The sequence below is a fragment of the Actinoplanes sp. L3-i22 genome (genome assembly GCF_019704555.1).
Lineage (GTDB): Bacteria > Actinomycetota > Actinomycetes > Mycobacteriales > Micromonosporaceae > Actinoplanes.
Map to the genome: position 1 here is coordinate 11,228,866 of NZ_AP024745.1, position 24,532 is coordinate 11,253,397.

Annotated in this window: 24 protein-coding genes; 12 read left to right on the plus strand and 12 right to left on the minus strand. The window is 70.3% G+C overall.

What is annotated here, in order from left to right; translation table 11 throughout:
- Nucleotides 1–219 precede the first annotated feature (219 nt).
- The 3 genes from L3i22_RS49770 (at nucleotide 220) to L3i22_RS49780 (ending at nucleotide 2,125) form a co-directional block, all read left to right on the plus strand.
- On the plus strand, nucleotides 220–984 hold the full coding sequence (locus L3i22_RS49770) for a sigma-70 family RNA polymerase sigma factor (protein ID WP_221324366.1): 765 nt from the start codon (nucleotides 220–222) through the stop codon (nucleotides 982–984).
- 82 nt (nucleotides 985–1,066) lie between these two features.
- A complete protein-coding gene (locus L3i22_RS49775; protein WP_221324367.1) occupies nucleotides 1,067–1,513 on the plus strand; it encodes a GtrA family protein in 447 nt (148 codons plus the stop codon).
- A gap of 63 nt (nucleotides 1,514–1,576) precedes the next feature.
- Nucleotides 1,577–2,125, plus strand: coding sequence for a GtrA family protein (locus L3i22_RS49780; RefSeq protein WP_221324368.1), 549 nt, complete (start codon nucleotides 1,577–1,579; stop codon nucleotides 2,123–2,125).
- On the opposite strand, the gene L3i22_RS49785 is transcribed toward L3i22_RS49780, so the two are convergent.
- The 3 genes from L3i22_RS49785 to L3i22_RS49795 all read right to left on the minus strand — a co-directional run bounded on the left by L3i22_RS49785 (nucleotide 2,067) and on the right by L3i22_RS49795 (nucleotide 4,813).
- Nucleotides 2,067–2,642 carry a PH domain-containing protein gene (locus L3i22_RS49785; protein ID WP_221324369.1) on the minus strand — a complete coding sequence of 192 codons (576 nt, stop codon included), beginning with the start codon at nucleotides 2,640–2,642 and terminating at the stop codon, nucleotides 2,067–2,069. The two genes, L3i22_RS49780 and L3i22_RS49785, sit on opposite strands and share 59 nt — an antisense overlap.
- A gap of 4 nt (nucleotides 2,643–2,646) precedes the next feature.
- Nucleotides 2,647–3,501, minus strand: a complete 855-nt coding sequence (locus L3i22_RS49790) for a biotin--[acetyl-CoA-carboxylase] ligase (RefSeq protein ID WP_221324370.1) — start codon at nucleotides 3,499–3,501, stop codon at nucleotides 2,647–2,649.
- A gap of 196 nt (nucleotides 3,502–3,697) precedes the next feature.
- Nucleotides 3,698–4,813, minus strand: coding sequence for a hypothetical protein (locus L3i22_RS49795; protein ID WP_221324371.1), 1,116 nt, complete (start codon nucleotides 4,811–4,813; stop codon nucleotides 3,698–3,700).
- 122 nt (nucleotides 4,814–4,935) lie between these two features.
- Here L3i22_RS49795 and L3i22_RS49800 point away from each other — a divergent pair, with 122 nt between their 5' ends.
- Nucleotides 4,936–6,507, plus strand: coding sequence for an acyl-CoA carboxylase subunit beta (locus tag L3i22_RS49800; RefSeq protein ID WP_221324372.1), 1,572 nt, complete (start codon nucleotides 4,936–4,938; stop codon nucleotides 6,505–6,507).
- A 195-nt stretch (nucleotides 6,508–6,702) separates the two neighbouring features.
- Here L3i22_RS49800 and L3i22_RS49805 read toward each other — a convergent pair whose 3' ends face one another.
- The 3 genes from L3i22_RS49805 to L3i22_RS54795 all read right to left on the minus strand — a co-directional run bounded on the left by L3i22_RS49805 (nucleotide 6,703) and on the right by L3i22_RS54795 (nucleotide 10,793).
- Entirely contained in the window at nucleotides 6,703–7,437 is a 735-nt protein-coding gene (locus L3i22_RS49805) for a M50 family metallopeptidase (protein WP_221324373.1), read from the minus strand.
- Nucleotides 7,438–7,616: 179 nt separating this feature from the next.
- Entirely contained in the window at nucleotides 7,617–7,832 is a 216-nt protein-coding gene (locus tag L3i22_RS49810) for a hypothetical protein (RefSeq protein ID WP_221324374.1), read from the minus strand.
- 81 nt (nucleotides 7,833–7,913) lie between these two features.
- Nucleotides 7,914–10,793 (minus strand): protein kinase, encoded by a 2,880-nt coding sequence (locus tag L3i22_RS54795; RefSeq protein ID WP_370644319.1) that lies wholly within the window; start codon nucleotides 10,791–10,793, stop codon nucleotides 7,914–7,916.
- A 101-nt stretch (nucleotides 10,794–10,894) separates the two neighbouring features.
- Here L3i22_RS54795 and L3i22_RS49820 point away from each other — a divergent pair, with 101 nt between their 5' ends.
- The 6 genes from L3i22_RS49820 (at nucleotide 10,895) to L3i22_RS49845 (ending at nucleotide 17,244) form a co-directional block, all read left to right on the plus strand.
- Nucleotides 10,895–11,098 carry an acyl-CoA carboxylase subunit epsilon gene (locus L3i22_RS49820; protein ID WP_221324375.1) on the plus strand — a complete coding sequence of 68 codons (204 nt, stop codon included), beginning with the start codon at nucleotides 10,895–10,897 and terminating at the stop codon, nucleotides 11,096–11,098.
- A gap of 70 nt (nucleotides 11,099–11,168) precedes the next feature.
- The gene (locus L3i22_RS49825) at nucleotides 11,169–11,813 is read left to right on the plus strand and encodes a hypothetical protein (protein WP_221324376.1); all 645 of its coding nucleotides are present in this window, start codon (nucleotides 11,169–11,171) and stop codon (nucleotides 11,811–11,813) included.
- On the plus strand, nucleotides 11,813–13,117 hold the full coding sequence (locus L3i22_RS49830; protein WP_221324377.1) for a hypothetical protein: 1,305 nt from the start codon (nucleotides 11,813–11,815) through the stop codon (nucleotides 13,115–13,117). The genes L3i22_RS49825 and L3i22_RS49830 overlap by 1 nt, the downstream gene beginning before the upstream one ends.
- 34 nt (nucleotides 13,118–13,151) lie before the next feature.
- Complete coding sequence (locus tag L3i22_RS49835; RefSeq protein ID WP_221324378.1) at nucleotides 13,152–14,207, plus strand: S8 family serine peptidase; 1,056 nt, start codon at nucleotides 13,152–13,154, stop codon at nucleotides 14,205–14,207.
- A gap of 288 nt (nucleotides 14,208–14,495) precedes the next feature.
- Nucleotides 14,496–15,110 (plus strand): nucleoside triphosphate pyrophosphatase, encoded by a 615-nt coding sequence (locus L3i22_RS49840; RefSeq protein ID WP_221324379.1) that lies wholly within the window; start codon nucleotides 14,496–14,498, stop codon nucleotides 15,108–15,110.
- Nucleotides 15,111–15,492: 382 nt separating this feature from the next.
- Nucleotides 15,493–17,244 (plus strand): biotin carboxylase N-terminal domain-containing protein, encoded by a 1,752-nt coding sequence (locus L3i22_RS49845; protein ID WP_221324380.1) that lies wholly within the window; start codon nucleotides 15,493–15,495, stop codon nucleotides 17,242–17,244.
- Here the strand turns inward: L3i22_RS49845 and L3i22_RS49850 are convergent.
- Nucleotides 17,241–17,882, minus strand: coding sequence for a TetR/AcrR family transcriptional regulator (locus L3i22_RS49850; protein ID WP_221324381.1), 642 nt, complete (start codon nucleotides 17,880–17,882; stop codon nucleotides 17,241–17,243). The two genes, L3i22_RS49845 and L3i22_RS49850, sit on opposite strands and share 4 nt — an antisense overlap.
- 304 nt (nucleotides 17,883–18,186) lie before the next feature.
- Here L3i22_RS49850 and L3i22_RS49855 point away from each other — a divergent pair, with 304 nt between their 5' ends.
- On the plus strand, nucleotides 18,187–18,876 hold the full coding sequence (locus tag L3i22_RS49855) for a DedA family protein (RefSeq protein WP_221324382.1): 690 nt from the start codon (nucleotides 18,187–18,189) through the stop codon (nucleotides 18,874–18,876).
- Here the strand turns inward: L3i22_RS49855 and L3i22_RS49860 are convergent.
- Nucleotides 18,803–20,203 carry an NAD(P)H-quinone dehydrogenase gene (locus L3i22_RS49860; RefSeq protein WP_221324383.1) on the minus strand — a complete coding sequence of 467 codons (1,401 nt, stop codon included), beginning with the start codon at nucleotides 20,201–20,203 and terminating at the stop codon, nucleotides 18,803–18,805. The genes L3i22_RS49855 and L3i22_RS49860 overlap by 74 nt on opposite strands.
- A gap of 87 nt (nucleotides 20,204–20,290) precedes the next feature.
- Between L3i22_RS49860 and L3i22_RS49865 the strand changes: the two genes are divergently transcribed.
- On the plus strand, nucleotides 20,291–20,755 hold the full coding sequence (locus tag L3i22_RS49865; protein ID WP_221324384.1) for a gamma-glutamylcyclotransferase: 465 nt from the start codon (nucleotides 20,291–20,293) through the stop codon (nucleotides 20,753–20,755).
- A 4-nt stretch (nucleotides 20,756–20,759) separates the two neighbouring features.
- Here the strand turns inward: L3i22_RS49865 and L3i22_RS49870 are convergent, their stop codons facing one another.
- From L3i22_RS49870 to L3i22_RS49885, 4 genes are all read right to left on the minus strand, one after another.
- Nucleotides 20,760–21,728, minus strand: coding sequence for a GNAT family N-acetyltransferase (locus L3i22_RS49870; RefSeq protein WP_221324385.1), 969 nt, complete (start codon nucleotides 21,726–21,728; stop codon nucleotides 20,760–20,762).
- Between the two features lie 48 nt (nucleotides 21,729–21,776).
- Complete coding sequence (locus L3i22_RS49875; RefSeq protein WP_221324386.1) at nucleotides 21,777–22,514, minus strand: hypothetical protein; 738 nt, start codon at nucleotides 22,512–22,514, stop codon at nucleotides 21,777–21,779.
- A 334-nt stretch (nucleotides 22,515–22,848) separates the two neighbouring features.
- The gene (locus tag L3i22_RS49880; protein WP_221324387.1) at nucleotides 22,849–23,853 is read right to left on the minus strand and encodes a hypothetical protein; all 1,005 of its coding nucleotides are present in this window, start codon (nucleotides 23,851–23,853) and stop codon (nucleotides 22,849–22,851) included.
- A 1-nt stretch (nucleotide 23,854) separates the two neighbouring features.
- Complete coding sequence (locus L3i22_RS49885) at nucleotides 23,855–24,490, minus strand: MBL fold metallo-hydrolase (protein ID WP_221324388.1); 636 nt, start codon at nucleotides 24,488–24,490, stop codon at nucleotides 23,855–23,857.
- Nucleotides 24,491–24,532 lie beyond the last annotated feature (42 nt).

Sequence of the window (24,532 nt, forward strand, 5' to 3'; positions counted from 1 at the left end):
TAAGCCCCGCACCCGTGCAGTTCATCGGCTGAACCTGTGGACAACCGCACAATCTTTGGTTGCGGTGCGCAATGACGATTGATTCTTCGCCGCAAAGCGCACGAGCGCGCAGTCGGGCCAGCCACACCGCCACACCCGACAACTTTCGCAAAAGGGACATAGCGCCGTACACTTTCACCTAATCGGGCTTTCCACGCATTTCCTGCCACAGGAGGCGGAATGACGACCCCGGGCAACGACGTGGACTCGGACACGGATCTACTCGCCGCCGTCCGGGCCGGCGACACCGCCGCCTACGGGACGCTCTACGAGCGCCACCGGGCGGCGGCCCGCCTGTTCGCGTACGGCCTGGCGCGCGACACCGCCGACGCCGACGACCTGGTCGCCGAGACGTTCGCCAAGGTGTTCGCGTCGCTCCGGGCCGGCCGCGGCCCCCTGGTCGCGTTCCGCGCCTACCTGCACACCACCATGCGGCACGTCTGCTACCAGCGCGCCCGCTCGGACCGGCGGCTGGAGTTCACCGACGACCTGAGCCGCTACGACGCCGGCGAGCCGTTCACCGACCCGGCGCTGGACCAGCTGGAACGCAGCTTCGCGGCGGCCGCCTTCCGGCAGCTCCCGCCGCGCTGGCGGGACGTGCTCTGGCAGACCGAGGTGGAGGGCAGCACGCCGGCCGAGCTCGCCCCGCAGATGGGGCTCACCCCGAACGCGGTCGCGGTCCTCGCCCACCGCGCGCGGGAGGGCCTGCGCAGTCTCTATCTACAGCAGCACGTCACGGTGGCCGAGCACCCGGAGTGCCGGTGGGCCGGCGACCGGCTCGGCCCCCAGGTGCGCGGCCGGCTCGCCGCCCGCGACGCCCACCGGATGCGCACCCACCTGGGACGATGCGCGGACTGCCGGGGACGGCTGGCCGAGATCCGCGAGATCGACGGCTTCCGTCACGTTCCGTACCGCCAACGTCACCATGCCGGTACCGCTGGTTGAGACTGTGCAACGGGGTCAGCACGGAGTGCCCGGCGGCGGTACATTCGGTCGCGTGCCCCCACCCTCGTCGCGGCCTGCCGGAATGCGTGCCCGGCTACGCGCCCTGGCCCGGGAGGCGAGCAAGTTCGGCACGGTCGGCGCCATCGCGTTCGGCGTCGATCTGATCATCTTCAACCTGCTGCTGAGCACGGGCAGTGAGACCCTGACCGCCAAGACGATCTCCACGATCGTGGCCACCACGCTGGCCTTCTTCGGCAACCGGTTCTGGACGTGGCGCGACGGTGCGCACACCCACATGGCCCGGCAGTACACGACGTTCTTCGTGCTGAACGCGATCGGCCTGGGCATCGCCCTGGCCTGCCTGGCGATCAGCCACTATGCCCTCGGCCACTTCTGGCCGGCCCTGCGGAGCCAGGCCGCCGACAACATCGCGGGGCAGCTCGTGGGCACCGCGATCGGTACGATCTTCCGCTTCTGGTCCTATCGGAAGTTCGTTTTCCGGCCCGACATGGACCGGACCCCGGTGTGACATCGTCGTCACCCACACTTCCGTGATTCGGCGTTCTCGCCCTCGCCCCCGTAAGGTTGCCCAATGCCTTCCGCCCTACCACTGACGGATCGCCTGCGTCGTCTCGCCCCCGAAGCCGTCGCCTTCGCCATCATCGGAGCCGGGAACACCCTGCTCTACATGGCGATCCTCTGGGTGACGCTGCCGATCGGCGCGGTCAAGTCGAGCATCGTCGCCACCGTGATCACCACCACGCTGGCGTACCTGGCGAACCGCTACTGGACGTACCGGAACCACACCCGGACCGCGCTGCGCCGGGAGTACACGCTGTTCTTCGGCTTCAACCTGATCGGCATGGTCATCCAGTCCGGTCTGGTCGCGGTCGGGAAGTACGGCTTCGGCCTCTCCGAGGAGACCGACGAGCTGATGTTCCTCGGCGTCACCGTGGTCGGCATCGGCATCGCCACGATCTTCCGCTTCTGGGCGTACCGGACGTTCGTCTTCCTCAAGCCGCCGGTCGACGGGCACGAGGGCGCGATCACCGAGATGGACGCGACCGCCGGTTTCGCCGAGCTCAGCGCGATCGACGTGCCGGGAAGCGCGGCCGAGCTGGACGCCCGGCTGAAGAGCTGACCTCTTCCGGCTCGTCCTCGTCGTCCTTCTCCTCCGGGGCCTGCTCGATCAGCTCGTACAGCGTCGTCTGCACCTGCTGAGCGCGCGGGACCCCGGCCAGCCGGGCACTCTGCTCCCCGATCGAGTCGATCACCAGGGTGCCCGTGCCGAACATCCGATCCAGCAGCGACTGGGTCAGCGCGTGGTCGTTCACCCGGTTCAGCGGCAGGTCCCGGCGCTGCCGGACGAAGACGCCGCGCTGCGTGAGGATCCGCTCGTCGGTGATCACCCAGTGCGTGCAGCGCCACTGGGTGAGCGGGAGAACGCCGTACCGAATGCCGTTGTAGAGCATGATCGCGGCGACCAGCCCCAGGCCGATCCGGCCGCCCTCATTGTCCGGCAGCAGCACCCAGGCCATGATCGAGCCGGCCAGGGTCAGCACGACCACCAGGGCCGGGCCGACCACCGACTTGCCGTGCGGGCGCAGGTGGAGAACGACCTGCTCCTGCTCCGTGAGAACTTCCGCCGGGAACGCCACGCGGTCAGCGTACGTGCAGCACATCACCCGCCGAGACGCGATGTTCGGCGCCGTCCACCGTACGGATCACCAACTGCCCGTCCCGGTCCACCGTGGCCGCCTCGCCGGTCAGCTCGCCGCCGCCGGGCAGCAGCACCCGCACCTGACGGCCGATCGTCGAGCACAGCCGCTGGTACTCCCCGAGCAGCCCGCACATCTCGGCGTCACCACCGGCTTCGCGCCAGCCGCCGTACCACCGCTCCAGCCCGCGCAGCAGCGCCCGCAGCAGCGGATCCCGGTCCAGACTCTCCGCGCCGGCCACGCGCAGTGACGTCGCCGGCACACCGGTGGTCTCCGGCAGCTCCTCGGCGTGGGTGCTCACGTTCAGTCCGATGCCGACCACGATCGCGTCACCGGCCATCTCGGCCAGGATCCCGGCGCACTTCCGGTCCTCGATCAGCAGGTCGTTCGGCCACTTCAGGGTCGCTTCCACGCCGGCCACCCGGGACACCGCACCGGCCAGCGCCACCCCGGCCAGCAGCGGCAGCCAGCCGAACGTGCCGGGCTCGGCGGCCGGCCAGTCCCGCTCCGGATTCGCGGCCGCGGGCCGCAGCAGCACACTCAGCGTGAGCCCGGCGCGGGCCGGGCTCAGCCACTGCCGATCCCGCCGGCCGCGGCCGGCGACCTGCCGCTCGGCGACCACGATCAACCCCTCGGGGGCGTCGGCGCGGGCGGCCTCGGCGGCGTCCGCGTTCGTGGAGCCGGTCTCCTCGCGGACCTCGATCCGCGACCAGAGGCTGCCGGGCTGGACCAGGGCCCGGGTCAGGGCACGCTCGGAGAGCGGCGGACGGTCCAGATCGGTGTACCCGGATGCGGCCATTCCGGCAGCCTATTCCCGCTCCTACCCGGCCGGCCGCCCCGGTCCCGCCTGCTCCCTCAACCGTGCGGCCCCTCTTGCTCAGCCATGCGGGCCCGCTCGCTCTCAACCGTGCGGGCCCCCGCTTGCTCAACCGCGCGGGCCAGCTCGCTCTCAACCGCGCGGGCCGGCTCGCTCTCAACCACGCGGGCCGGCTCGCTCAACCGTGCGGGCCGGCGGCGTGGCGGCTTCGGTAGGACGAGTCGGACTCGGCCGCGGCGGGGCGGGGGCGCGGGCGCGGCCGGGGGCCACGGTCCCGGGCCGGTTCGGCGTCGGCCGCGATGCGGCCTCGCCGCGACGGGTCGTTCCAGGAGGGTTCCGCACGGTTGAATCCGATTTCGGTACGACGCCCGCCCCGCCCCTGCTCATCCCGCGTCGCCCAGGACCGGGGCAGCCGGATCTGGTGCCCGGAACCCGGCGGTGTCCAGTTCGGCATCAGCGTGGTGGGCTCGGCCGCCTGCACCGGAGTCAGATCAAAACCGGTCGCCGACTCGTAGTCGGGGACGGACGGAAGGCGCTCCACCGGGACCGGCCAGCCGTACCCGCGAGCCGACGGCTCCGGATCGGCGTAGAGATCGTCCGGGACCGGGGTCCAGTAGTCGCCGGCCGGCGGCCGGTCGTCCAGATCCCGGTAGCGCGGGCGGACCCAGCCGTTGATCCGGTCGCCGTAGCCGCGGTCCGAGCGGTCGATCGGGGCCGGGCGGGGCGGCGGCCCCTGGTACCCACCGGACTCGCTGACCAGTATCCAATCGTCCTCCGCCGGTGCCGGCCCGGGCTCGGGCCGCCAGGGAGTGTTGTCGATGAACCGGGAGGCCTCGTCGTGACCGGGCTCACCCGGCTCCTCCGGATAGTCGTAGTCGCGGACCTCCTCGGGGACCTCGTCCTCGTCCTCGTCCGGGAGCTGGTCGTCGTACCAGGAATGGTCGTCCTGCCACGACTCCTCGGCCAGGCCGACCGAGGCCAGGCCGCGCCGCCGATCGGCGTCCGCCTCGGAGCGCCCACTGAAGGCGGCCGCGAGCCGGCGGCCACGACCCGGTTCGTTGTCCACCGGCGGCTCGTCGTCCTGCGGATACCCGGTCTCCCGGTGCGGTGCGCGGCGGGCCCGGGCCGGCGGCGCCGGGATCCGCGGGCGGTGCTCGCGCTCCGGGGGCGCGGCGGCCCGGGCCTGGCCCTCGTCATCGTCCCCGGCGCCGAACAGCACAGCGCGGAAACTGATCAGTGTGGCGAGGCCCCCCGCGATGAAGGCGAGCCCGGCCGCGGTCATCCAGTTCGTCACGTGAGGCGTAACGAATGGGACAAGGGGTGTGAAACGGACGCCCAGCGACGCCCCCTTTCGGCGGCGGGTCCGCGGCTACGATCATCGGAGTGCATCGCCGCCCGCCGAGCGTGGAGACCATCGTGACAACGCAGCCCGACATCCACACCACCGCCGGTAAGCTCGCCGACTTCGCCAACCGCTCCGAGGAGGCCGTCCACGCGGGCTCCGCGCGGGCCGTCGAGAAGCAGCACGCGCGCGGGAAGAAGACCGCGCGGGAGCGGATCGAGCTGCTGCTCGACAAGGACTCCTTCGTCGAGCTCGACGAGCTGGCCCGGCACCGCTCCACCGCCTTCGGCCTGGACAAGAACCGGCCGTACGGCGACGGCGTCGTCACCGGCTACGGCACCGTCGACGGCCGGCAGATCTGCGTGTTCTCCCAGGACTTCACGATCTTCGGCGGCTCGCTCGGCGAGGTCTTCGGCGAGAAGATCGTCAAGGTCCTCGACCTGGCCATGAAGATCGGCTGCCCGATCATCGGGATCAACGACTCCGGCGGCGCCCGCATCCAGGAAGGCGTCGTCGCGCTCGGCCTCTACGCCGACATCTTCTTCCGCAACGTCCGGGCCAGCGGCGTCATCCCGCAGATCTCCCTGATCATGGGCCCGTGCGCGGGCGGCGCGGTTTACTCCCCCGCGATCACCGACTTCACCGTGATGGTCGACCAGACCTCGCACATGTTCATCACCGGCCCGGACGTGATCAAGACGGTCACCGGCGAAGAGGTCGGGATGGAGGAGCTGGGCGGCGCCCGCACCCACAACACGCGCAGCGGCAACGCGCACTACCTGGCCTCCGACGAAGAGGACGCGATCGACTACGTACGCGCGCTGTTGTCCTATCTCCCCAGCAACAACCTCGACGAGCCGGTCGTCTACGAGGAGGACGCCGACCTCGCCTCCAGCAACGCCGACCTGGCCCTGGACACGCTGGTGCCGGACTCGCCGAACCAGCCGTACGACATCAAGACCGTGGTCGAGACGGTCGTCGAGGACTTCCTCGAGGTGCAGCCGCTCTACGCGCAGAACATCGTGATCGGCTTCGGCCGGGTCGAGGGACGCCCGGTCGGCGTGGTCGCCAACCAGCCGATGCACTTCGCCGGCACGCTCGACATCGCCGCCAGCGAGAAGGCCGCCCGCTTCGTGCGGACCTGCGACGCGTTCAACATCCCGGTGCTGACCTTCGTCGACGTGCCCGGCTTCCTGCCCGGGACGTCCCAGGAGTGGGACGGGATCATCCGGCGCGGGGCCAAGCTGATCTACGCGTACGCCGAGGCCACCGTCCCCAAGATCACGGTGATCACCCGCAAGGCGTACGGCGGGGCGTATGACGTGATGGGCTCCAAGCACCTCGGCGCGGACATGAACTTCGCCTGGCCGACCGCGCAGATCGCGGTGATGGGCGCGCAAGGTGCCGTCAACATCCTGTACCGGGGGGAGCTGGCGTCGGCTGAGGATCCGGCGGGGCGGCGGGCCGAGCTCATTCAGGAGTATGAGGACCGGCTGGCGAATCCGTACATCGCGGCGGAGCGGGGGTATGTGGATGCGGTGATCCGGCCGTCGGACACCCGGGCGCAGGTGACGCGGGCGCTGCGGATGCTGCGGACGAAGCGGGAGTCACTGCCGCCGAAGAAGCATGGGAACATCCCGCTCTGAGGGTTTTACGGGCTATGCCCGGTTAGCCGCGATCGATCCCGGTCTGTCCACGAAGAAGGCATTCGCGAAAAAGACGGCCCCCGCCCTCCCAGGGGGGCGGCCCCAATGCCATTATCGCGAAGTCGGGAAAGATCACGCGGCTGCCCTGTGGACAGACCCACGCTGTGGACAACCCGCCCGTGCCCCGCCGATCTGCTAGCCGGCCACCGGGAGCCACTGACCGGCGAGCAGGAACGCCCCGCCAACCAGCGCAGCAACGTTGACCGCAAGGAAGACCCCGACCCAGAACAGCGCCGGCACATGGGTGATCCGCGCCAGCTGGTCCGGGTCCGAGTCACGCATCCGCCCCCGGCTGCGCAGGCTCTGCAGCTCGAACACCGGCCGCACCCCGCCGAACAGCAGGAACCAGACGCCCGCGTACGCGAAAGCCGACTGCACCTCCGGCGACGCGTACCAGGACACCGCGAACACGATCGCGCCGGTGACCAGCAGCGAGATCACCCCGAACAGGTTCCGGATGTTGATCAGCATGAGCAGCAGCAGCGCCACCGCCAGCCAGAGCAGCAGCGTGATCCGGTTACCGCCGAGCAGCCACGCGCCCAGCACCCCGACCAGTGACGGCGCGATGTAGCCGCCGAGCAGGGTCAGGACCATGCCGATGCCGGTCGGGCGCCCCGACGACAGGGTCAGGCCGGACGTGTCGAACTCCAGCCGGATCCCGCGCAACCGGCGGCCGGTCAGCAGCGCGAACAGGGCATGACCACCCTCGTGCGCGATGGTCACCGCGTTCCGGGCCACCCGCCAGGCGGGACGGAACGCCACCGCGAGGAGGCCGGCCACCGCGGTGAGAGCCACCAGCAGGCCGGGCGGGTCGGGCTGGGCGCCCAGAAGCTGGTCCCAGAGGTCGCTCACACCGTCGATCGACAACACGCGGGGGACTGTAGCCGATCTCGCTGGCAGTCGCGTCGCACCGGTTGTCGTTCCCTGCCGCAGCCTGCTGTTTCGCCTTCTGCGGTGCCAGATCAAAACCTTCGGTCAAAACACGATTTCGACGTACGACCGGAAGCGCGCCCGCGCGTCGACAACGCGCGCCGCGAGGCATTCCGGGGTCAGGCGCGACGCCGGAACTCGCCCTTCCCCGTCGCGGGAGTCCGTCGGCCGAGACTGCGGGCCGCGTAGACACCACCGGCCGTGACCAGCAGTCCTGCGATGATCAGCAGCATCAGGGCGGGGCCGGCGGCGGTCGCGATGATCGCGACGTCGGCGAGGGCGACAAGCATCCACAGGGCGACTGTGGGCTTACTGCCGTGCGGTCGGCAGCTCATGACGTACCTCCATCCGTGATTCTCGACAACTACCCGCGTTGCCGAGGAATCACGCATGAAGTTCGGGTTTTCGCCGCGCGCTCAGCTCAGCTTGAAGCCGGCGAAGACCGCGGCGAGGTCCTTCTGCGACGCGTCCCAGTCGTCTTCCATGGCGTACCAGCGGATCTCGTAGGTCATGCCGCCGACCTTGAAGCCACGCACCAGGACCCGCTGCTTCCCGCCGTTGCCGGTGCTGCGGTAGTACTGCCAGTCGGCGGCCGGCCGGCCCTGGTAGGTGGTCTTCTCCAGGCTGATCTGCCCCTGGAACCCGGACGGGCGAGGATTCAGCGGGAACATCGTCGCCGCGTCTCCGCCGCCGCCGTAGTGGAAGATGTACAGCTGCCGGCCGTTCCAGTCGGCCTCGTCGGCGCTGCCACTGGCGCTCGCCGGCACCGCGACCGAGTAGCCGCTCCCCGACAGCGTCTTCCAGCCGGCCGGGACGGTCGCGGCCGGGGCGCTGGACGCCGGCGGGGCCGAGGTCGGCTTGCTCGCCGCCGGGCTGCCGGCACCCTTGCTCGACTGCGCGGCCGGGGACTTGCCGCCCACCGCCGCCGGGTTCGTCGCCTTCGGGCCGGCCTGCTTCTCGTCGCCGCCGCCGAACGCCTGCACCAGGATGATGCCGACGAGCAGCACGAACGTCAGGACGATGGACGCGCCGATGATCGCCTGGCGACGGGTCAGGGTGGTGCCGAAAATCGTGATGCCGTCGATCCGGCGGACCGGCGGGCGGGTGGAGATCGGGGTCCAGGCCGGACGGTTCGACGGGGTGAACCCGGCGCCGCCGGGCCCGCCGCCCTGGCCGCCGTTCCCACCGTGCGGACCGCCGTTCCCACGCTGCGGACCGCGGCGAGCCGCCGGCATCGAGCTGACGACGCGGGTGGCGCCGTCGTCCGGGGTGGCGGCCGGGGGCTGCGGGGCCATCGCGGCGAAGTTGACGACCGAGGTCCGGTCCTCGTCGACCGGCGCCGGGGCGGGTCGCTGACCGGGGGTCAGGGGCGTTGCCGGGCGCTGGGCGACGGCCGGCTCGGCCTTGGTGGGCTCAGCCTTGGCGGGCTCCGCCGCTTCCGGCTCCGGGTCGGGCGTCGGCTCGGCGGGCGCTTCCGCCACCGCCGGGCTCTCAGGCGTCTCGGCAACCGCCTCGGGAGCGTCCTCGACCGGCGCGACCGGCTCGGCGCTGTCCGATTCGGCCTGGTCAACATCGGACTTCGAGGGCTCCGCCTCGTACGTCTCAATGGTGGTTTTCCCGGCCGGAGCGGTGACGCTCTCGTCGGCCTGAGCCGGCGTGGTTTCCGCCTTTTCCGACTTCTCGGTCTCGGCGTGTTCCGGCTCGGGCCGCTCCGGCTCGGGCTCGGCCGGGGTGGCCGCGGCCTCGGGCTCCGGCGCGGGCGTCTCGATCGACGGCACCTCGGCGGGCGTCGCCGGCTCGTCCTCGGCGGTCTCGGCGACCGCGTCCGGGACCGCGACCACGGGGTATGCGCCGGTCGCGGCGGCGAGGGAGGCCTCGTGCTCCGGCGCGGCCTGCTTACGGCGGTTGGCGGCCACGTCGGCGGCGGTGAAACCGACCCGTGCGGTGTTGACCACGCGGGCGGACGGCTCAGCCGGGGTCGCGCGGCCGGGGACCGAACCCGCAGCGGTGCCGCGAGCCGGAGGCGTCTGGCGCGGACCCGCGGGATCGGCCGGGCCACGGGTGCCGGGCGTTTCGGACGGCTTGCCGGGTTCGTCGCGGACCGCCGGGCCGTCGAGCTTCGTCGCGTCCAGCGGCTTCTGCGCCGGACGCACCGGGGGCGCGGGCGGCACCGGGTTGCCCACCGTGGCGCGGCCGGGCGCGAAACTCGACCGGCCGACCGGCGGGGCCGGCGGACGGCCCTGACCGTTATTGCCCACGCCGCCGGGACCGCTCTGCGAACGGCCCTGCGCGTCACCCGGACGGGACGCCGCCGGCGGGCGCGGCGTCGGGACGACCGGGGCGGAGCCGGTGGCGGTGACGAAACCGCTGCCCGGCAGCACCGGCGGGCCACCCGGGCCGCTCGGCAACGACGGCCGCTCACGGCCGACCCCCGGCCGGCGCATGGTCGGGCTCATCGGGAAGCTGATCTTCGCCCGGCGGCCGGCGGCCCGCGCCAGCAGCCGCTCCGCCTCGTCGGCATCGATGCGATGTGCGGGATCTTTCCGCAACAACCCATTGAGTACGGGCTTGAGCGGGCCCGCGTTCCGCGACGGCGGAACGTTCTCGGTGGCCAGCGCGGCCAGCGTGGCGATCGCCGACGGGCGGGCGAACGGCGACTGGCCCTCGACCGCGGCGTACAGCGTCGCGCCGAGCGACCAGAGGTCCGCGGCGGGGCCGGCGGTGCCGTCCCGGGCGCGCTCGGGAGCGATGTAGGCCGGAGAGCCGAGGACGAGACCGGTGCGCGTCACGTTCGGGTCACCGGGAACGGTGGCGAGACCGAAATCGGTCAGCACTACGCGGCCGTCGCCACCCATCAGCACGTTGCCCGGCTTGATGTCGCGGTGCACGACGCCGGCCCGGTGCGCGGCCTTCAGCGCGTTCAGCACGCCGAGGCCGATCTCCGCGGTGCGGACCGCGTTGTACGGCCCGTCGGCGGCGAGCACGTCCTGCAGCGAGCGGGACGGCACGTACTCCATGACGATCCACGGGTCGGCGTCCGTCCGCAGCACGTCGAAGACGCGGACCACGTTGATGTTGTTGAGGCGGGCGATGGCCCGGGCCTCACGCAGGGAACGCTCGCGCATCTCCTGCCGCTCGGACGGCGTCAGCCCAGGCGGGGGGACCAGTTCCTTGATGGCGACCTCGCGGTGCAGGACGACATCGGTCGCCCGCCAGACGCGACCCATCCCGCCCTGACCGAGCGGCGCGATGAGCCGGTACCGATCAGCGACAATGAGCGGGGGAGAAGAAGACATCACGCAGAAAATACCTGGTTCTGTCGAGCGGCCGCGAATTGATCAGCCGAGTGTGGGACACGTGTCACCGGAAGCCGGGGCACCCGTCGTACGCTCGGCCAATGAATGAGGAACCGCTGGTCGGAGTCGTACGTGGAAGCCTAGACGATCATGAGCTCGCCGCTCTGGTCGCCATCCTGGCAGTCGGATCTACTTCGGTCAATTCCTCGACCCCGCCCCGCACCGCCTCAGACTGGATCCGATCAGGGCGTCCGTCCGCCGGGGCACGCTCCTGGAAGACCTCCGCACTCCCCCGGCTGCACTAGTCACCCGCTCTGTCCACAGGCTCTTCCACAGGGGTCGATGTAGCGTGCGGTGAGCGGCTAACCTCGCTGCGTGGCTCCCAACGACGACCTATGGCGCGACGACGGTCACATCTCGGCCGACATCACCGCGATGGAAGACTTCGCCAAAAAACTTCTGGCGTACGTCGACGACCACTACGCGCCGTCCGCCGACACGCTCGCGAACCGGATGTTGTCCGGCCTGCCCCCGACCGACAGCCAATTCGGCGAGCTGTCCGCGTTCGTGACGGTGCTGGCCTCCGCGCAGGACACCTGCCAGCAGAACATCTACAACTTCGCGAACGGCACCCACGGCTTCGCCAAAGCAGCCGAACAGGTGAGCGCGCAGTACCGAGGCTCGGACGCATTCGCCCACGCCCGCCTGTCCGACGTCGAGTCGGCGCTGGTGACGGCCGGCCTGCTGCCACCGTCGGCGACTCCGCCCGGTTCCTCATCGGCTGCCTCGTCAGGTGGGGTTTCTGACCGCCTGGCCGAGGCGTTCGCCTCCGACCATTCCGTCCCGTTCGACCCCTCGGCGGGATCGTCCCCACCGCCGCCCAGCCCAGCGTCACCGCCGCCATCGTCGTCACCGCCGCAGGCAGCGCCATCGTCGCCGGCAGCGCCGCTGTCGTCCTCGCCGTCCTCGCCGTCACCGTCCTCGCCGTCACCGTCGCCGTCAGCCAAGGGGGAGGCCTGATGTTCGCCGAGTTCGACAACAAAGGCGGGACGGACTGGGCGCAAAAGAGCGTCCCGCAGATGTGGTCCATGCTGGCCGCCCACGACGGAACAGCCCACAAGAACTTGCTGGTCACGTGGCGACAGTCCGCCGACCTGCTGATCGACCACCTGTCCCGGGTGAAGCGCTACCGGGACAACCTCGCCGAGGCCTGGCCCCCGGACAAGAGCCAGGCAGCCGCAAAGTACATGGACCGCCTGGACGACCTGATCGGCCACCTGAGCAGCACCTACCACGCAACCGTGGAAAACCATCGAGCCTTGGGCATCGCAACGTCCGCCCTGGTCGGCGCCCGGCTCAAGCTGGAGTCGATCTATCGACAGCACATGGCCAGCCAGCAGGAACTGGACGCCTACACCCGGAAGTTGGAGACCAATCAGCAAGTGACCGGCAAGTACCGCCCGATCACTCTGAACCCACCGACGGCGGCGCAGGCTCGCCAGGCCGAGCTCCAATTGCAGGCCCAGTCCGTGATGTCCAACCTGAGCACAGACTTGGCCCAAGCCCAGCTCAACATCACCACGCCAAAGCTTTACAGCCCCTATGGGAAGTTTTACGAAAGCGAGCCATTCAATCCGGACGGAATCGGATCAACGGCGCCTTTCCCCACCAGCAGCCCTTCGGCGGGAGGTTCGCCGACCACGCCTTCCGCTTCCTCAGCAACTCAAACCTACCAAACAAATCCGATTTCCAATTCCTCGCACATCGCGCAATCCGCCATACAGCAGACTGGGCAGCAAGGCCCCCCTTTGAGTGGACCAACTCCGCCTTCCGCAGAGCTAGATGTTCCCCCTTCAGTACCGACTCAACCGAACAAAGTAACTCAACTCTCGAACAACCCAAACAGCTTCATCCCAATATCAGGTACCACTCCCTTCTCGCCGCAGCCAACCTACCCTCGATCCTCGACCTACCCTCTACAGGAATCAACTAGTTCAGAACTTCGTAAAACGCAAAATCCGATTACTGGCGGAATAATCGGTGGCCCCCCGCCCACAGGAGGCACCCGTCCAGGGATGAACACCCCTCGAACTCGGCAAGTAAATCCAGTCGGCGGGATCATCGGCGGCCATGGTGCCGCTACTGGAAGTCCCATTGGGCCCGGCAAGAAATCCGGTTCGCGCGATGACGAAACAACAAGAAAGAGCTGGGATCCGGACGACCCATGGGCCACGGAAGAAGGAATCAGCCCAATTCTGCTTCCTCCTGAAAAGAAAGCAATCGACCCAGGCCCCGCTATCGGGCTACCGCCATATGGCGGCTAAAGTGGCGCGACGCCTCATCAACGCAGGGCTAGCCATGTCCGTGGCGGTGCCAAATGCGACCCTTCTCCGCGCGGACCCAGTGCGTGACGCTGAATGGTTCCTCGACTACCTCAAGATCGACAAGGCCCACTCGATAAGCATGGGCGCAGGCGTCACCGTCGCGATAACTGACACCGGCATCGACCCTCACGAGGATTTCATCCACAACATTATCCCCGGCATCGACTTGATAACAGGTGACATTGGCCAGGAAAAAGTCGACATCGACGGACACGGAACCGGGATGGCAGGCCTCATAGCCGCCCATGGGCACGGTTCCGGGGCAGGAATAATTGGCATCGCTCCACAATCGCATTTGCTGCCAATTAAGGTAGCTGAAGCCTCCTCATTACCGTCTCAGTTAGCGGCCGGAATCAAGTTTGCCGCCACGTCCGGCGCGCAAGTAATTAACGTATCGACAGGAACATCACCGTCTAAAGAGCTCATAGATTCTATAGGCCTCGCAACAAAAGAGGACGCCGTTGTTGTTGCCAGCTCAGGAAATGACTTCAATGCGTCTCAGATTGCTTACCCCGCCGCGATTCCGGGAGTACTGGCGGTAGGCGCCGTCGACCAGAACGGAAACGTTGCATCCTTCTCTAAATCTGGACAGAACCTCGGAATTTGCGCCCCCGGAACCGATATAGTCACAACCGGACTAAATCAGAAATACAGCAAGACTGACGGCACCTCTGCGTCCACTGCGATTGTTTCGGGGGCGGCGGCGCTGGTTCGGGCCAGGTTTCCTGGGATTTCGGCTCGCGAGACTATTCATCGGCTTACTGCAACGGCTACTGATATTGGGCCGCCTGGGCGGGACGAGCAGTGTGGGTTTGGTGTGCTCAATATTGTTAAGGCGCTGACTGCGGATGTGCCGCCGCTTGATGGTGAGGTCAGTTCCGGGGCTACGGGGGCGTCTAGCGCGGCGGAGCCTGGTGATGCTGGGCCTGGGCTTAAGAACGGGATTCTTGGGGGGATTGCCGCCGTACTTGCGGGTGGGGTTTTGGTTGGCTTTCTTGTTGTTCGGCGGCGGGGGCGGAAGCCGGTTTGAAGTGCTGCGGGGCTGGTCTGGCCTGCTGGCTGCGCGGTTCAACCACGCTTGGGCGGGGCCCGGGTCTGCTGCGAGGACGTGAACGTGCGGCTGCGGCGTGAGCGGCCTTGGGCTGGGTGGTGCGGCTGCTGGTCGGGCGGGGTGGCTGCTGGCTGAGTGGTGCGGCCACTGGCGGGGTGGGGCACGGGTTGGTGGGGTGGGTGGTGGTGACTGGGTTGGTGGGATTACCGGTGGAAGATGGGGCTTGCGTGCACTTTTGGGTGGCCAGGGCTTGTAGTCTCATTTTTTGTGCAGAGTGACAACGCGTATCGGCTGATTCTTGCCTCGGCCAGCCCTGCTCGGCGGGCACTGCTCACCGGGGCCGGGATTGATGCTGAGGTGATCGTCAGTGGGGTGGACGAGAGCGTCGTGGAGGCGGAGGACGCCTACACGTTGAGCCTTGCGCTGGCTCGGATGAAGGCTCGGACCGTGGCGGCGGAGCTGCCTGCGGATCCGGCGGCGCTGGTGCTCGGGTGTGACTCCGTGCTGGCCTTCGAAGGGGAGATCTTCGGGAAGCCGGCCGATGGGCGGGAAGCGGCTCAGCGGTGGATGGCGATGCGGGGGAAGTCCGGGGTGCTGCACACCGGGCATCACCTGACCGGGCTGGTCAGCGGGCGGCAGGCGGAAGCGGTCGGGACGACCGTGGTGCACTTCGCCGACGTGACCGATGCGGAGATCGAGGCGTATGTCGCTTCCGGGGAACCGCTTCAGGTGGCCGGTGCGTTCACGCTGGACGGGCGGGGTGGGGCGTTCGTGGAGCGGATCGAAGGGGACCCCGGCAATGTGATCGGGCTGTCGCTGCCGCTGCTTCGCACGCTGCTCGCCGAGATGGGTGTTCCGATCATCTCCCTCTGGCGCCGCTGATCTTGGGGCGCGGCGTCATTGAGTGCGCTTGTCGCCCTTAACGAGTACTCCCGCAGCCCTTGGCAGCGAGGCAGCGGCACGCCCCGACCAGGCGGGCAGCGAGGGCCGGCTGCTGTGCCGCGCCGGCGCCCGGCGGGTCGACAGCGGGACAGCAAGCCATTGGGCCGAGCCGTGGCGGCAAGAGAAGCGGCTGACAGAAGCGGCAAGGCAGCCGGCCGGCGGAAGCGGCGAGGCAGGCGGCCGGCGGAAGCGGCAGGCGGAGCCGACAAAGACAAGCGCAGGCAGAAGCGGCAAGAAGTACAGCCAGCGGAGCGGCAAGAAGAACATGAGTAGCCCTCGGACGGGCCGCGACGCCAGGCTGAACTGCCGTTAGGCTCTAGCCGTGCGGAAGATATTGATCGCCAACCGCGGCGAGATCGCCCTCCGGGTCATCCGGGCCTGCAAGGACGCCGGCCTCACCAGCGTCGCCGTCTACGCCGACAGTGATCGCGACGCGCCACACGCCCGGCTCGCCGACGAGGCGTACGCACTGGACGGCGAGACCGCCGCCGACACGTACCTCCGGATCGACAAGTTGATCGACGTGGCGACCAGGGCCGGCGCTGACGCCGTACATCCGGGTTATGGGTTTTTGTCAGAAAATGCCGAATTTGCCGAGGCGGTCGAGACAGCGGGCCTGACCTGGATCGGCCCGAGCCCGCAGGCGATCCGCGACCTCGGCGACAAGGTCACCGCCCGGCACATCGCGCAGCGGGCCGGCGCGCCCCTGGTCCCCGGCACCCCGGACCCGGTCGCGAACGCCGGCGAGATCGTCGCGTTCGCCGAGGAGCACGGCCTGCCGGTGGCGATCAAGGCGGCGTTCGGCGGCGGCGGCCGCGGCCTGAAGGTGGCCCGCACGATCGAGGAGATCCCGGCGCTGTTCGAGAGCGCGACCCGGGAGGCGATCGCCGCGTTCGGCCGGGGCGAGTGTTTCGTCGAGCGCTACCTGGACCGCCCGCGGCACGTCGAGGCCCAGGTCATCGCGGACACGCACGGCAACGTGGTGGTGGTCGGCACGCGGGACTGCTCGCTGCAGCGCCGCCACCAGAAGCTGGTCGAGGAGGCCCCCGCGCCGTTCCTCAGCGAGCTGCAGAGAAAAGCGATCCACGACAGCGCGAAGGCGATCTGCCGCGAGGCCGGCTACTACGGCGCCGGCACCGTGGAGTACCTGGTCGGTCAGGACGGGACGATCTCGTTCCTGGAGGTCAACACCCGGCTGCAGGTGGAGCACCCGGTCAGCGAGGAGACCGCCGGTATCGACCTGGTCCGGGAGCAGTTCCGGATCGCGGCCGGTGAGCCGCTGGCGATCACCGAGGACCCGGAGCCGCGCGGGCACGCGATCGAGTTCCGGATCAACGGCGAGGACGCGGGTCGCGGCTTCCTGCCCGCGCCGGGCACGGTCACCGCGCTGACCTGGCCGTCCGGCCCGGGCGCGCGGGTCGATTCCGGGGTCGAGGCGGGCAGCGTCATCGGCGGCAACTTCGACTCGATGCTCGCCAAGATCATCGTGACCGGCGCGACCCGGGAGCAGGCCCTGGAGCGTTCCCGGCGGGTGCTCGACGAGACCGTGATCGAGGGCCTCGCCACGGTCCTGCCGTTCCACCGCGCGGTGGTCCGCGACGAGGCGTTCACCGCCGAGCCGTTCACCGTGCACACCCGGTGGATCGAGACCGAGTGGAACAACGAGGTCAAGCCGTTCCTCGCGCCCGCCGCCGGCGGCGGCGAGGCCGCCGAGCGCGAGACCGTCGTGGTCGAGGTCGGCGGCCGGCGCATCGAGGTCCGCCTCCCCAAAAACCTGATTGGGGGTACGGCCGGAACCCCGTCCCCGCAGAAGCGCGCCGCCCGCCCACGCGGCGGTGCCGCGGCCGCCACGGCGAGCGGGGACAGCCTGACCGCCCCGATGCAGGGCACCATCGTCAAGGTCGCCGCGCAGAACGGTGACCAGGTCAACGAGGGTGACGTGATCGTCGTCGTCGAGGCGATGAAGATGGAGCAGCCGCTCTCGGCGCACAAGGCCGGCACGGTCGACGGCCTGTCGCTGGAGGTCGGCGCCACGGTCACGGCCGGCGCCGTGGTCTGCACGATCGAGGACTAGCCACCCATCTGGCGGACGCGGCCCAGGATCTGCCGGGCCGCCTCCACCGGGTCCTCCTGGGCGCTGTCCGGGAAGGCGCCGCTGAGCCAGAGCGTGGCGAAGCCGTGGACCATCGACCAGGCGGCCAGCCCGACCTCGCGGACCTCGTCGGAGACGATCTCGGCGGTGCCCTCCCGGGCGGCCTTGGCCGGGCTCGCGGCCGAGGCGGACGGGTCGGCGAGCGGCGCGTCGGGCAGGTCGGTCATCCCGGCGTAGAGCGCATCGGCGGCCTGGCGCCGCGCGGCCAGCAGATCCGGGTCGTCCGCGTGGTAGAGGTCGGTCCGGAACATCACCTCGAACGTGGCCCGGTTGGCCAGCGCGAACCGCAGGTACGTCACGCCCAGCTCGAGCAGGCTGTTGCTGGCCAGCCGCGAGGTGGCGAGCGCCTTGGCGAGTTGCTCGAACCCGTCGGTGGCGAGCGCGGTGAGCAGGCCGGCCCGGTCCTCGAAGTGGTGGCCGGGAGCGGCGTGCGACACCCCGGCCCGGCGGGCCAGGTCACGCATGCTGAGCGCGTTGACGCCGGTGTCGGCGATCGCCTCGGACGCCGCCGTCAGCAGGGCCCGCCGCAGGTCACCGTGGTGGTAGCGCTGCTTCGTCATGCCCCCAGAGTATCTTGTCGCTGACAAGATGCCCCAGTGGGCGGGCCGCCGATACGGGACCTACCGGCGGCCCGCGGCCCCGGCGCGTCGGAACGGGGGATCCGGCGCCGGCGGGCCGCCCCAACGGTACGCCCCGCCGCTGTGCACTCCGGGAAAACCACGGGCGGTACGGGGCCTTTCGGCCGTACCGTGGCGGGCATCACGGCCTGGTTCGACACGGAGAGGCGCATGCTGAACACAGCGCTCTCTCAGGTGCGCTCGCGGAGAATGCCGTGAGCCCTGAAACCGCGAGGTGGCCCCTGCGATGACCGATCTGCTGACGATGGTGACCGCCCCGCTCTGGGTCTACCTCGCGCTCTTCGGTTTCCTCGCGGTCGACGCGCTGATCCCGGTCGTGCCGATCCAGGCCATCATGATCACTTCGGGCGCGCTGACCGTCTACGGCGACCTGCACCTGGCCGTGGTGATCGCGATCGGCGCGCTCGGCATGTTCACCGGCGACGCCGTGGCGTACATCCTGGGCCGTTCGACCGGGCACCGGCTCAGCGCGTTCCGTGCCCGGTTCGCCCCGCGAAGTGAGGATGGCGGGAATTCGCGGACCAGGCAGGCCGCCGAGCGCTTCACCCGCGGCCTGCGCCGGCCCGGCCCGCTCGTGATGCTGCTCTGCCGGTTCGTCCCGGGCGGCCGGATGGCGTCCGGCTACAACGCCGGTCGCACCGGCTACCCGATCCGCCTCTTCGTGGCCTACGACGGCGCCGCCTCGCTCTGCTGGGCCTGTTACGGCGGGCTGGTCGGGCACCTCGGGGGCACCGCCGTCACCCAGTCCGCCTGGCGGCTGTTCGCGATCGCGGCCGGCGCCGCCCTCGTCTTCGGCACCGCCGGCTGGATCCTCGCCCTGTTCGGGGGCAAGGAGCCGGCGGCTACTGAATCTCGTGCTGCATCAGCTGACGAGCCGCTTCCGCGATCGAACCCGACAGCGACGGATAGATCGTGATCGTGTGGGCCAGCTGGTCCACGGTCAGGTTGTTCTCGATCGCCATGGTGATCGGCAGGATCAGCTCGCTCGCCTTCGGCGCGACCACCACGCCGCCGACGATCTGGCCCGTTGCCGGACGGCAGAACAGCTTCACGAACCCGTCCTGCAGGCCGGCCATCTTGGCCCGGGCGTTGCCGGTCAGCGGCAGCATCACCTGACGCGCCGGGGTCCGGCCGGAGTCCACCTCGTTCTGCGAGACGCCGACGGTGGCCAGCTCCGGGTCGGTGAACACGTTCGCCGAGACGGTGCGCAGGCGCAGCGGGGCGACCGCCTCGCCCATCGCGTGCCAGATCGCGATCCGGCCCTGCATGGCGGCGACGCTGGCCAGCGGCAGCACGCCGGTGCAGTCACCGGCGGCGTAGATGCCCGGCACGTTGGTGCGCGACACCCGGTCGACGGTCACGTAGCCGCCGTTGCCGACCGCCACGCCGTACTCCGCCAGGCCCAGCTCGTTCGTGTTCGGCACCGCGCCGACCGCGATCAGCGCGTGCGAGGCCTCGATCACCTTGCCGTCGGAGAGGGTCACCCGCACGCCGTCGCCGGTGTTCACCACCGAGTCGCCGCGCGACTGGCTGAGGATGGTCATCCCGCGGTCCCGGAACACCCGCTCGATCGCCATCGCGGCGTCGGCGTCCTCGTGCGGCATCACCCGTTCGCGACTGGAGACCAATGTCACCTTCACGCCCATCGCCAGGTACGCACTCGCGAACTCGGCGCCGGTCACCCCGGAGCCGATCACGACCAGGTGCTCGGGGAGCTCGGTGAGGTCGTAGACCTGCCGCCAGTCGAGGATCCGGACCCCGTCCGGACGGGCGGTGGGCAGCACCCGCGGGGTGGCGCCGGTGGCCAGCAGGACGGTGTCGGCCTCGACCGCGAACTCCGCCCCCTGGTCCGGGGTGATCAGCACCTGGTGGGTGTGACCGAGCCGGTCCTCACCCAGCCGCGCGCGGCCGCGGACCACGTCCACACCCGCCTTGACCAGCTTGGTCTGGATGTCGCCGGACTGCGCCAGCGCCAGTCTCTTCACCCGCTCGTTGACCGCCGCGGCGTCGACGCTGACCCCGTCGAGCCCGCTGGAGCGGATCCCGAAGCGCTCGTTGTGACGATATCCGGTCATCACCTCCGAGCTGGCGATGAAGGTCTTCGACGGCACGCAGTCGGTCAGCACGCAGGCGCCACCGGGCCCGTCCGCCTCGACCAGGGTCACATCGGCATCGAGCTGGGCGGCGACCAGGGCCGCCTCGTACCCGCCCGGTCCGCCCCCGATGATCACGATCCGACTCACGATTCCCCGACCTCCAAATAACGGCATCTGTGCCGACACGCACGTCTCATATTCTCACCGACGGTCAGGGCGACTATCGTCGTCGCCGTGCGTCATTACGCCGCGTATGGCTCGAACCTGGACCCAGCCCGCATGCTGGCCTACTGTCCGCACTCCCCCATGGTCGGGGTCGGGTGGATCGAAGGCTGGCGCCTGACCTTTGCCGGAGAAGGGGAAATGGGCTGGGAGGGGGCCGTGACGACGATCGCCGAGTCGCCTGGCGACCGCGTCTTCGTCTCCCTCTACGACGTCCATCCGTGGGATGCTTCACAACTCGACGAGGTCGAGGGGGTGCCGGCCGGCACCTACCAGAAGCTCACCGTGCGTGTATCGACGCTTGACGGTGAGGTGCCCGCCTGGGTCTACGTCTTCGCCGGCTACGAGGGCGGCCTGCCGACCGCGTGGTATCTCTCCGAGATCGCCACCGCGGCCGAGAAGGCCGGCGCTCCCGACGACTACGTGAGCGACCTGCGGCACCGCCCGACCCGGACGGCGTCGCCCGAGGTTCCCTGAGCCGCTAGGACCGGGCCGCCGTCACGGTGGTCTGGTACACGTTCGCCCGGTAGAGCGGGGTCATCCCGACCTTCCGGTAGAGCCGTGCGGCCTCGGTCGGGTTGGCCATGTCGACCCCGAGGCCGACCTGCGGCCGGCCCTTGGCGGCGTAGGCGGCGAACGCGCGGCGCAGCAGGGCCTCGCCGATCCCCCGCTTCCGGTACGGCCGCAGCACCGCCAGATACCGCACCCAGGCCTCGTCGCCGTCGTCCTCCGGGCCGGTCGACTGCAGCACCCCGGCGACCTCGCCGTCGGCCCACGCCACGAACCACTCGTCGTAGGCGACCGTGCTGTCCCCCTCGAACTGGCGTCGCCAGTCCTCGTACGCCATCGAGGGGTGATCCGAGTCCTGGAACGCCTCCTCGATGATCGCGTGGAAGCGCCGCATCTCGCCGTCGTCGTCGTGACGCACCGCCCGGATGGTCACGCCCACCGGCGGCGCCGGGGCCTCGGCCGGAACGCCGGCCAGCGGCATCCGCATCCGCGCGTGCTGCTTCAGGAACGTGAACCCGGCCGCGGTGAGCGCCTCGATGTACGCCGTCTCGTTCGGGATCGCCCCGGCCCGCACGGTGTAGACGTCGTGACCCAGCTCGGCGGCGCGCCCGGCCATCCGCGCCATGATCAGGTCGAGCAGCGGACGTTGCGCCGGCAGGCCCCGCTCGGGCCAGACGTAGACCTCCAGGAAGTCCCGGGCCTGCCCGGTGTGATTGCGCGGATAGGCCCACCCGGCGAGCCGCCCGGCCTCGTCGAAGGCCAGCCACGAGTCCCGGGACATGTCGGTGTTCGGCCCGGTCAGCTCCTCGCGCACCTCGTCGGCGCTGAAGTCCGGCTCACCGACCGCGGCGATGTCGCTGGCGTGCACCAGCTCGAGAATGCGCGGCACGTCGTCGAGGGTGGGCCGGCGGATGGTCCAGCCGGTCGGGAGCGCGCTCATGCCCGGCATCGGATCACGCCGATAGTCATCTGCCAATCGAATTCACCCTCAGCGGGTAAACCGATGGGAGAGCGATTCCAGCAGGCCGGCCAGTTCGACCCGCTCCGGACGGTCGAGCGTCTCGAACGCGTGGCCGGCCATCGAGTTCGCCACCGCCTCGGCCCACATCAGCCGGCGGACCAGCGGCCCCGCGGACGGATAGGGCGACTGCCAGCCGAGCGCCACCGCCCCGGTCTCCCCCTCCGGCCCGGCGATGATCGCCTCCAGCGGGGTCAGCCCACCGGCCCGGACCGCGATCACGTGGATCCCCTGCCGGTGCTCGTGCAGCAGGTGCAGCAGCACCGCGGCCCGCGCGCCCGGGTCCTGGCTCGGCATCGGCATCGCCTGCCAGGCGGCGAAGAGCGGCAGCCCGGCCGGGTCGACCGCGTCCACCACCCGCTCGGCCAGCTCCAGCAGCCGGGTCAGCCGCGGGAAGCCGCCGACCTGCTCCTCGCCCCAGGTGCACAGCTCACGCAGGTGCCAGCTGGCCACCTCGGACGGCTGCGAGCTCTTCGCCGTCGCCTCCCACCCCTCGGTGACCGCCTCGGGCGCGATGAACGCGATCGCGGCCGCCACCGTCTCCGGCCGCACGTCGCCGAGCGCGCCGGCCCGGGCCGACACGTGGTAGGCCCAGCCGCTCAGCCCGAGCAGGCGGGCACGGCGCAGGGTCTGCGGGGATTCGGCGAAAGCTCCGACGATGGTGGCGACGCTCGCCTTGGCGTTGGCCGCTGCCTGTTCGGGGGTCACCGCCCGATTCTGCTCCGCTTGACCGATTAAGAAAACGCTCTACTTGTCCGCCGCCGTCCGGAACCGGCCTCGGTGCCGGGATCGATCACCGCCGTGGCCTGCCCCGGAAGACCCCAATCAAGATCAAATTCAAGAGATCGATGTCGTAGGCTGCGGCCGATAACTGATCGCTGCTCCCGCCGGGGCCGGGCGCGGCGATCTGGCCGCTGGCGCGTCCAGGACGATCGCCGCACCCTTCATTCTGCGTGGGTGGTTCCGGAAACCCTTGTCCGGTTCACCAGCCGATGATCAGTCCAGCTCTTCCAACGCGGCCGCACGCCTCACCAGCCGATGATCAGTCCAGGTCCTCCAGCGCGGCCTGCACGTCACCGACCCGGCGCCGGGCGGCCGCGGACTCGCGCTCGGCGGTCCGCCGGCCCAGCTTGCGGCGGCCCACCTCGGCGACCGCCTCGGTACGCCGTCGCTCCAGCTCGGCCAGCTCCGCCTCCAGGTCGTCGACCAGGCTCTCCGCGTCCCGCTCCGCCGACTCCGCCCGTTTCAGCTGGTCATCGGCCCGGCGTTCGGCGGCCTCGGCGGCGCTCAGTTCACGCTCCAGGTCCCGGCGGCGGCGCTCGACCTCCCGGCGGTGCCGCTCCCGAGCCGCCCGTTCCCGAGCCGCTTCCTCCCGAGCCGCGTCGTCATGCCCGGCCTCCCCACCGCCGGCGTCCCGGCCGCCGGCGTCGCTCCGGCCGGCTTCGACGCCGTCCGCGCCGCCCCATCCCGGCTCGCCGCCGCTCCGGCCGGACGACGGATCGGGCTGCTCAAGATCGTCGCCGAGGTCCTCGTCGCCACCGGTGATCAACCGCAGCCGCGGCCGCGGCACCTCCCCGAACCCGGCATACGCCGCGGCCCGGATCAGCCGCCCGGTCCGCACCTGCCCGGCCACCTCCGGGTCGGCGAGCGCCGCGGTCAGCGTCGCCTCCACCTCACCCAGCGGCAGCTTCCCGGCCCCCGCCCCGGCCGCCACGGCCAGCTTGCGCGCCGCCGTGACCAGCGCCGACACGAACGCCCGCCGCTGCTGCGAGAGCTCCCGCAACTGGTCGCCCCGCAGCTCCCGCTGCGCGGCCCGCAACGCCCCGGACAACTCGACCAGCTCCCCGATCAGATCCGGGCGCCTACGGGCCAGCAGGTTGACCACCCACGCGGCCACGGTCGGCTTCTTGAGGGCGGCGAGCCGCTTGGCGGTGTCCCGGTCACCGGCCGCCCGGGCCGCCTCGATCGCGGCCGACCGGGTCGCCACGAAACCGTCCGGCGGCTCCTCGTAGAGCCGCCGGACCACGTCGTCGATCAGCTCCGGCACGTCAGTCGAGCGTGGTGCCGGGTGCCAGGTGCTGATAGCGGGTCTGGGCGAACTTCTCCAGATGACCGTCGGAGACGGCCGCCCCGCGCTCGTTGAGCAACCCGTCGTGGATCGCGAACGCCCGCTCCGGCCGGACCGCCCGGGCGAACTCGATCGCCTCGGAGATCTTCATCCACGGCGCGTTGAGCGGCACGCCGAGCGCCTCGACGGCCACCCCCTCGGGCACCACGAACGAGTCGCCCGGGTGGTAGACGTTCGAGCCGCCGTCCGAGATCAGGTAGCCCAGGTTGGCGATCCGCGGGATGTAGTCGTGGATCACGGCGTGCCGGCCGCCGTACGCCCGGAGGGTGTAGCCGGCCGCCTCGAACTCCTCGCCCGGCTTCACCGCCGTGGTCGCCCCGGCGACGTCGCCGAGCTTCGCCAGCACCTCCTCGTGCGCGAAGATCCGCAGCTCGGGACGGCGCCCCACCGCCGCGGTCACCGCCGCGACGTCGAGGTGATCGAAGTGCTCGTGGGTGATGACCACCGCATCCGCACCGTCCAGCACCGACTTCTCGGAGAATTCGCCCGGATCGACGACGAGCACCCCCGCCCCCTCGATCCGTAGACAGGCATGGGTGAACTTCGTGACACGCACGGTGCTCCTCCGTCGCTGAATCGTGACCGGTCAACTCGCAGT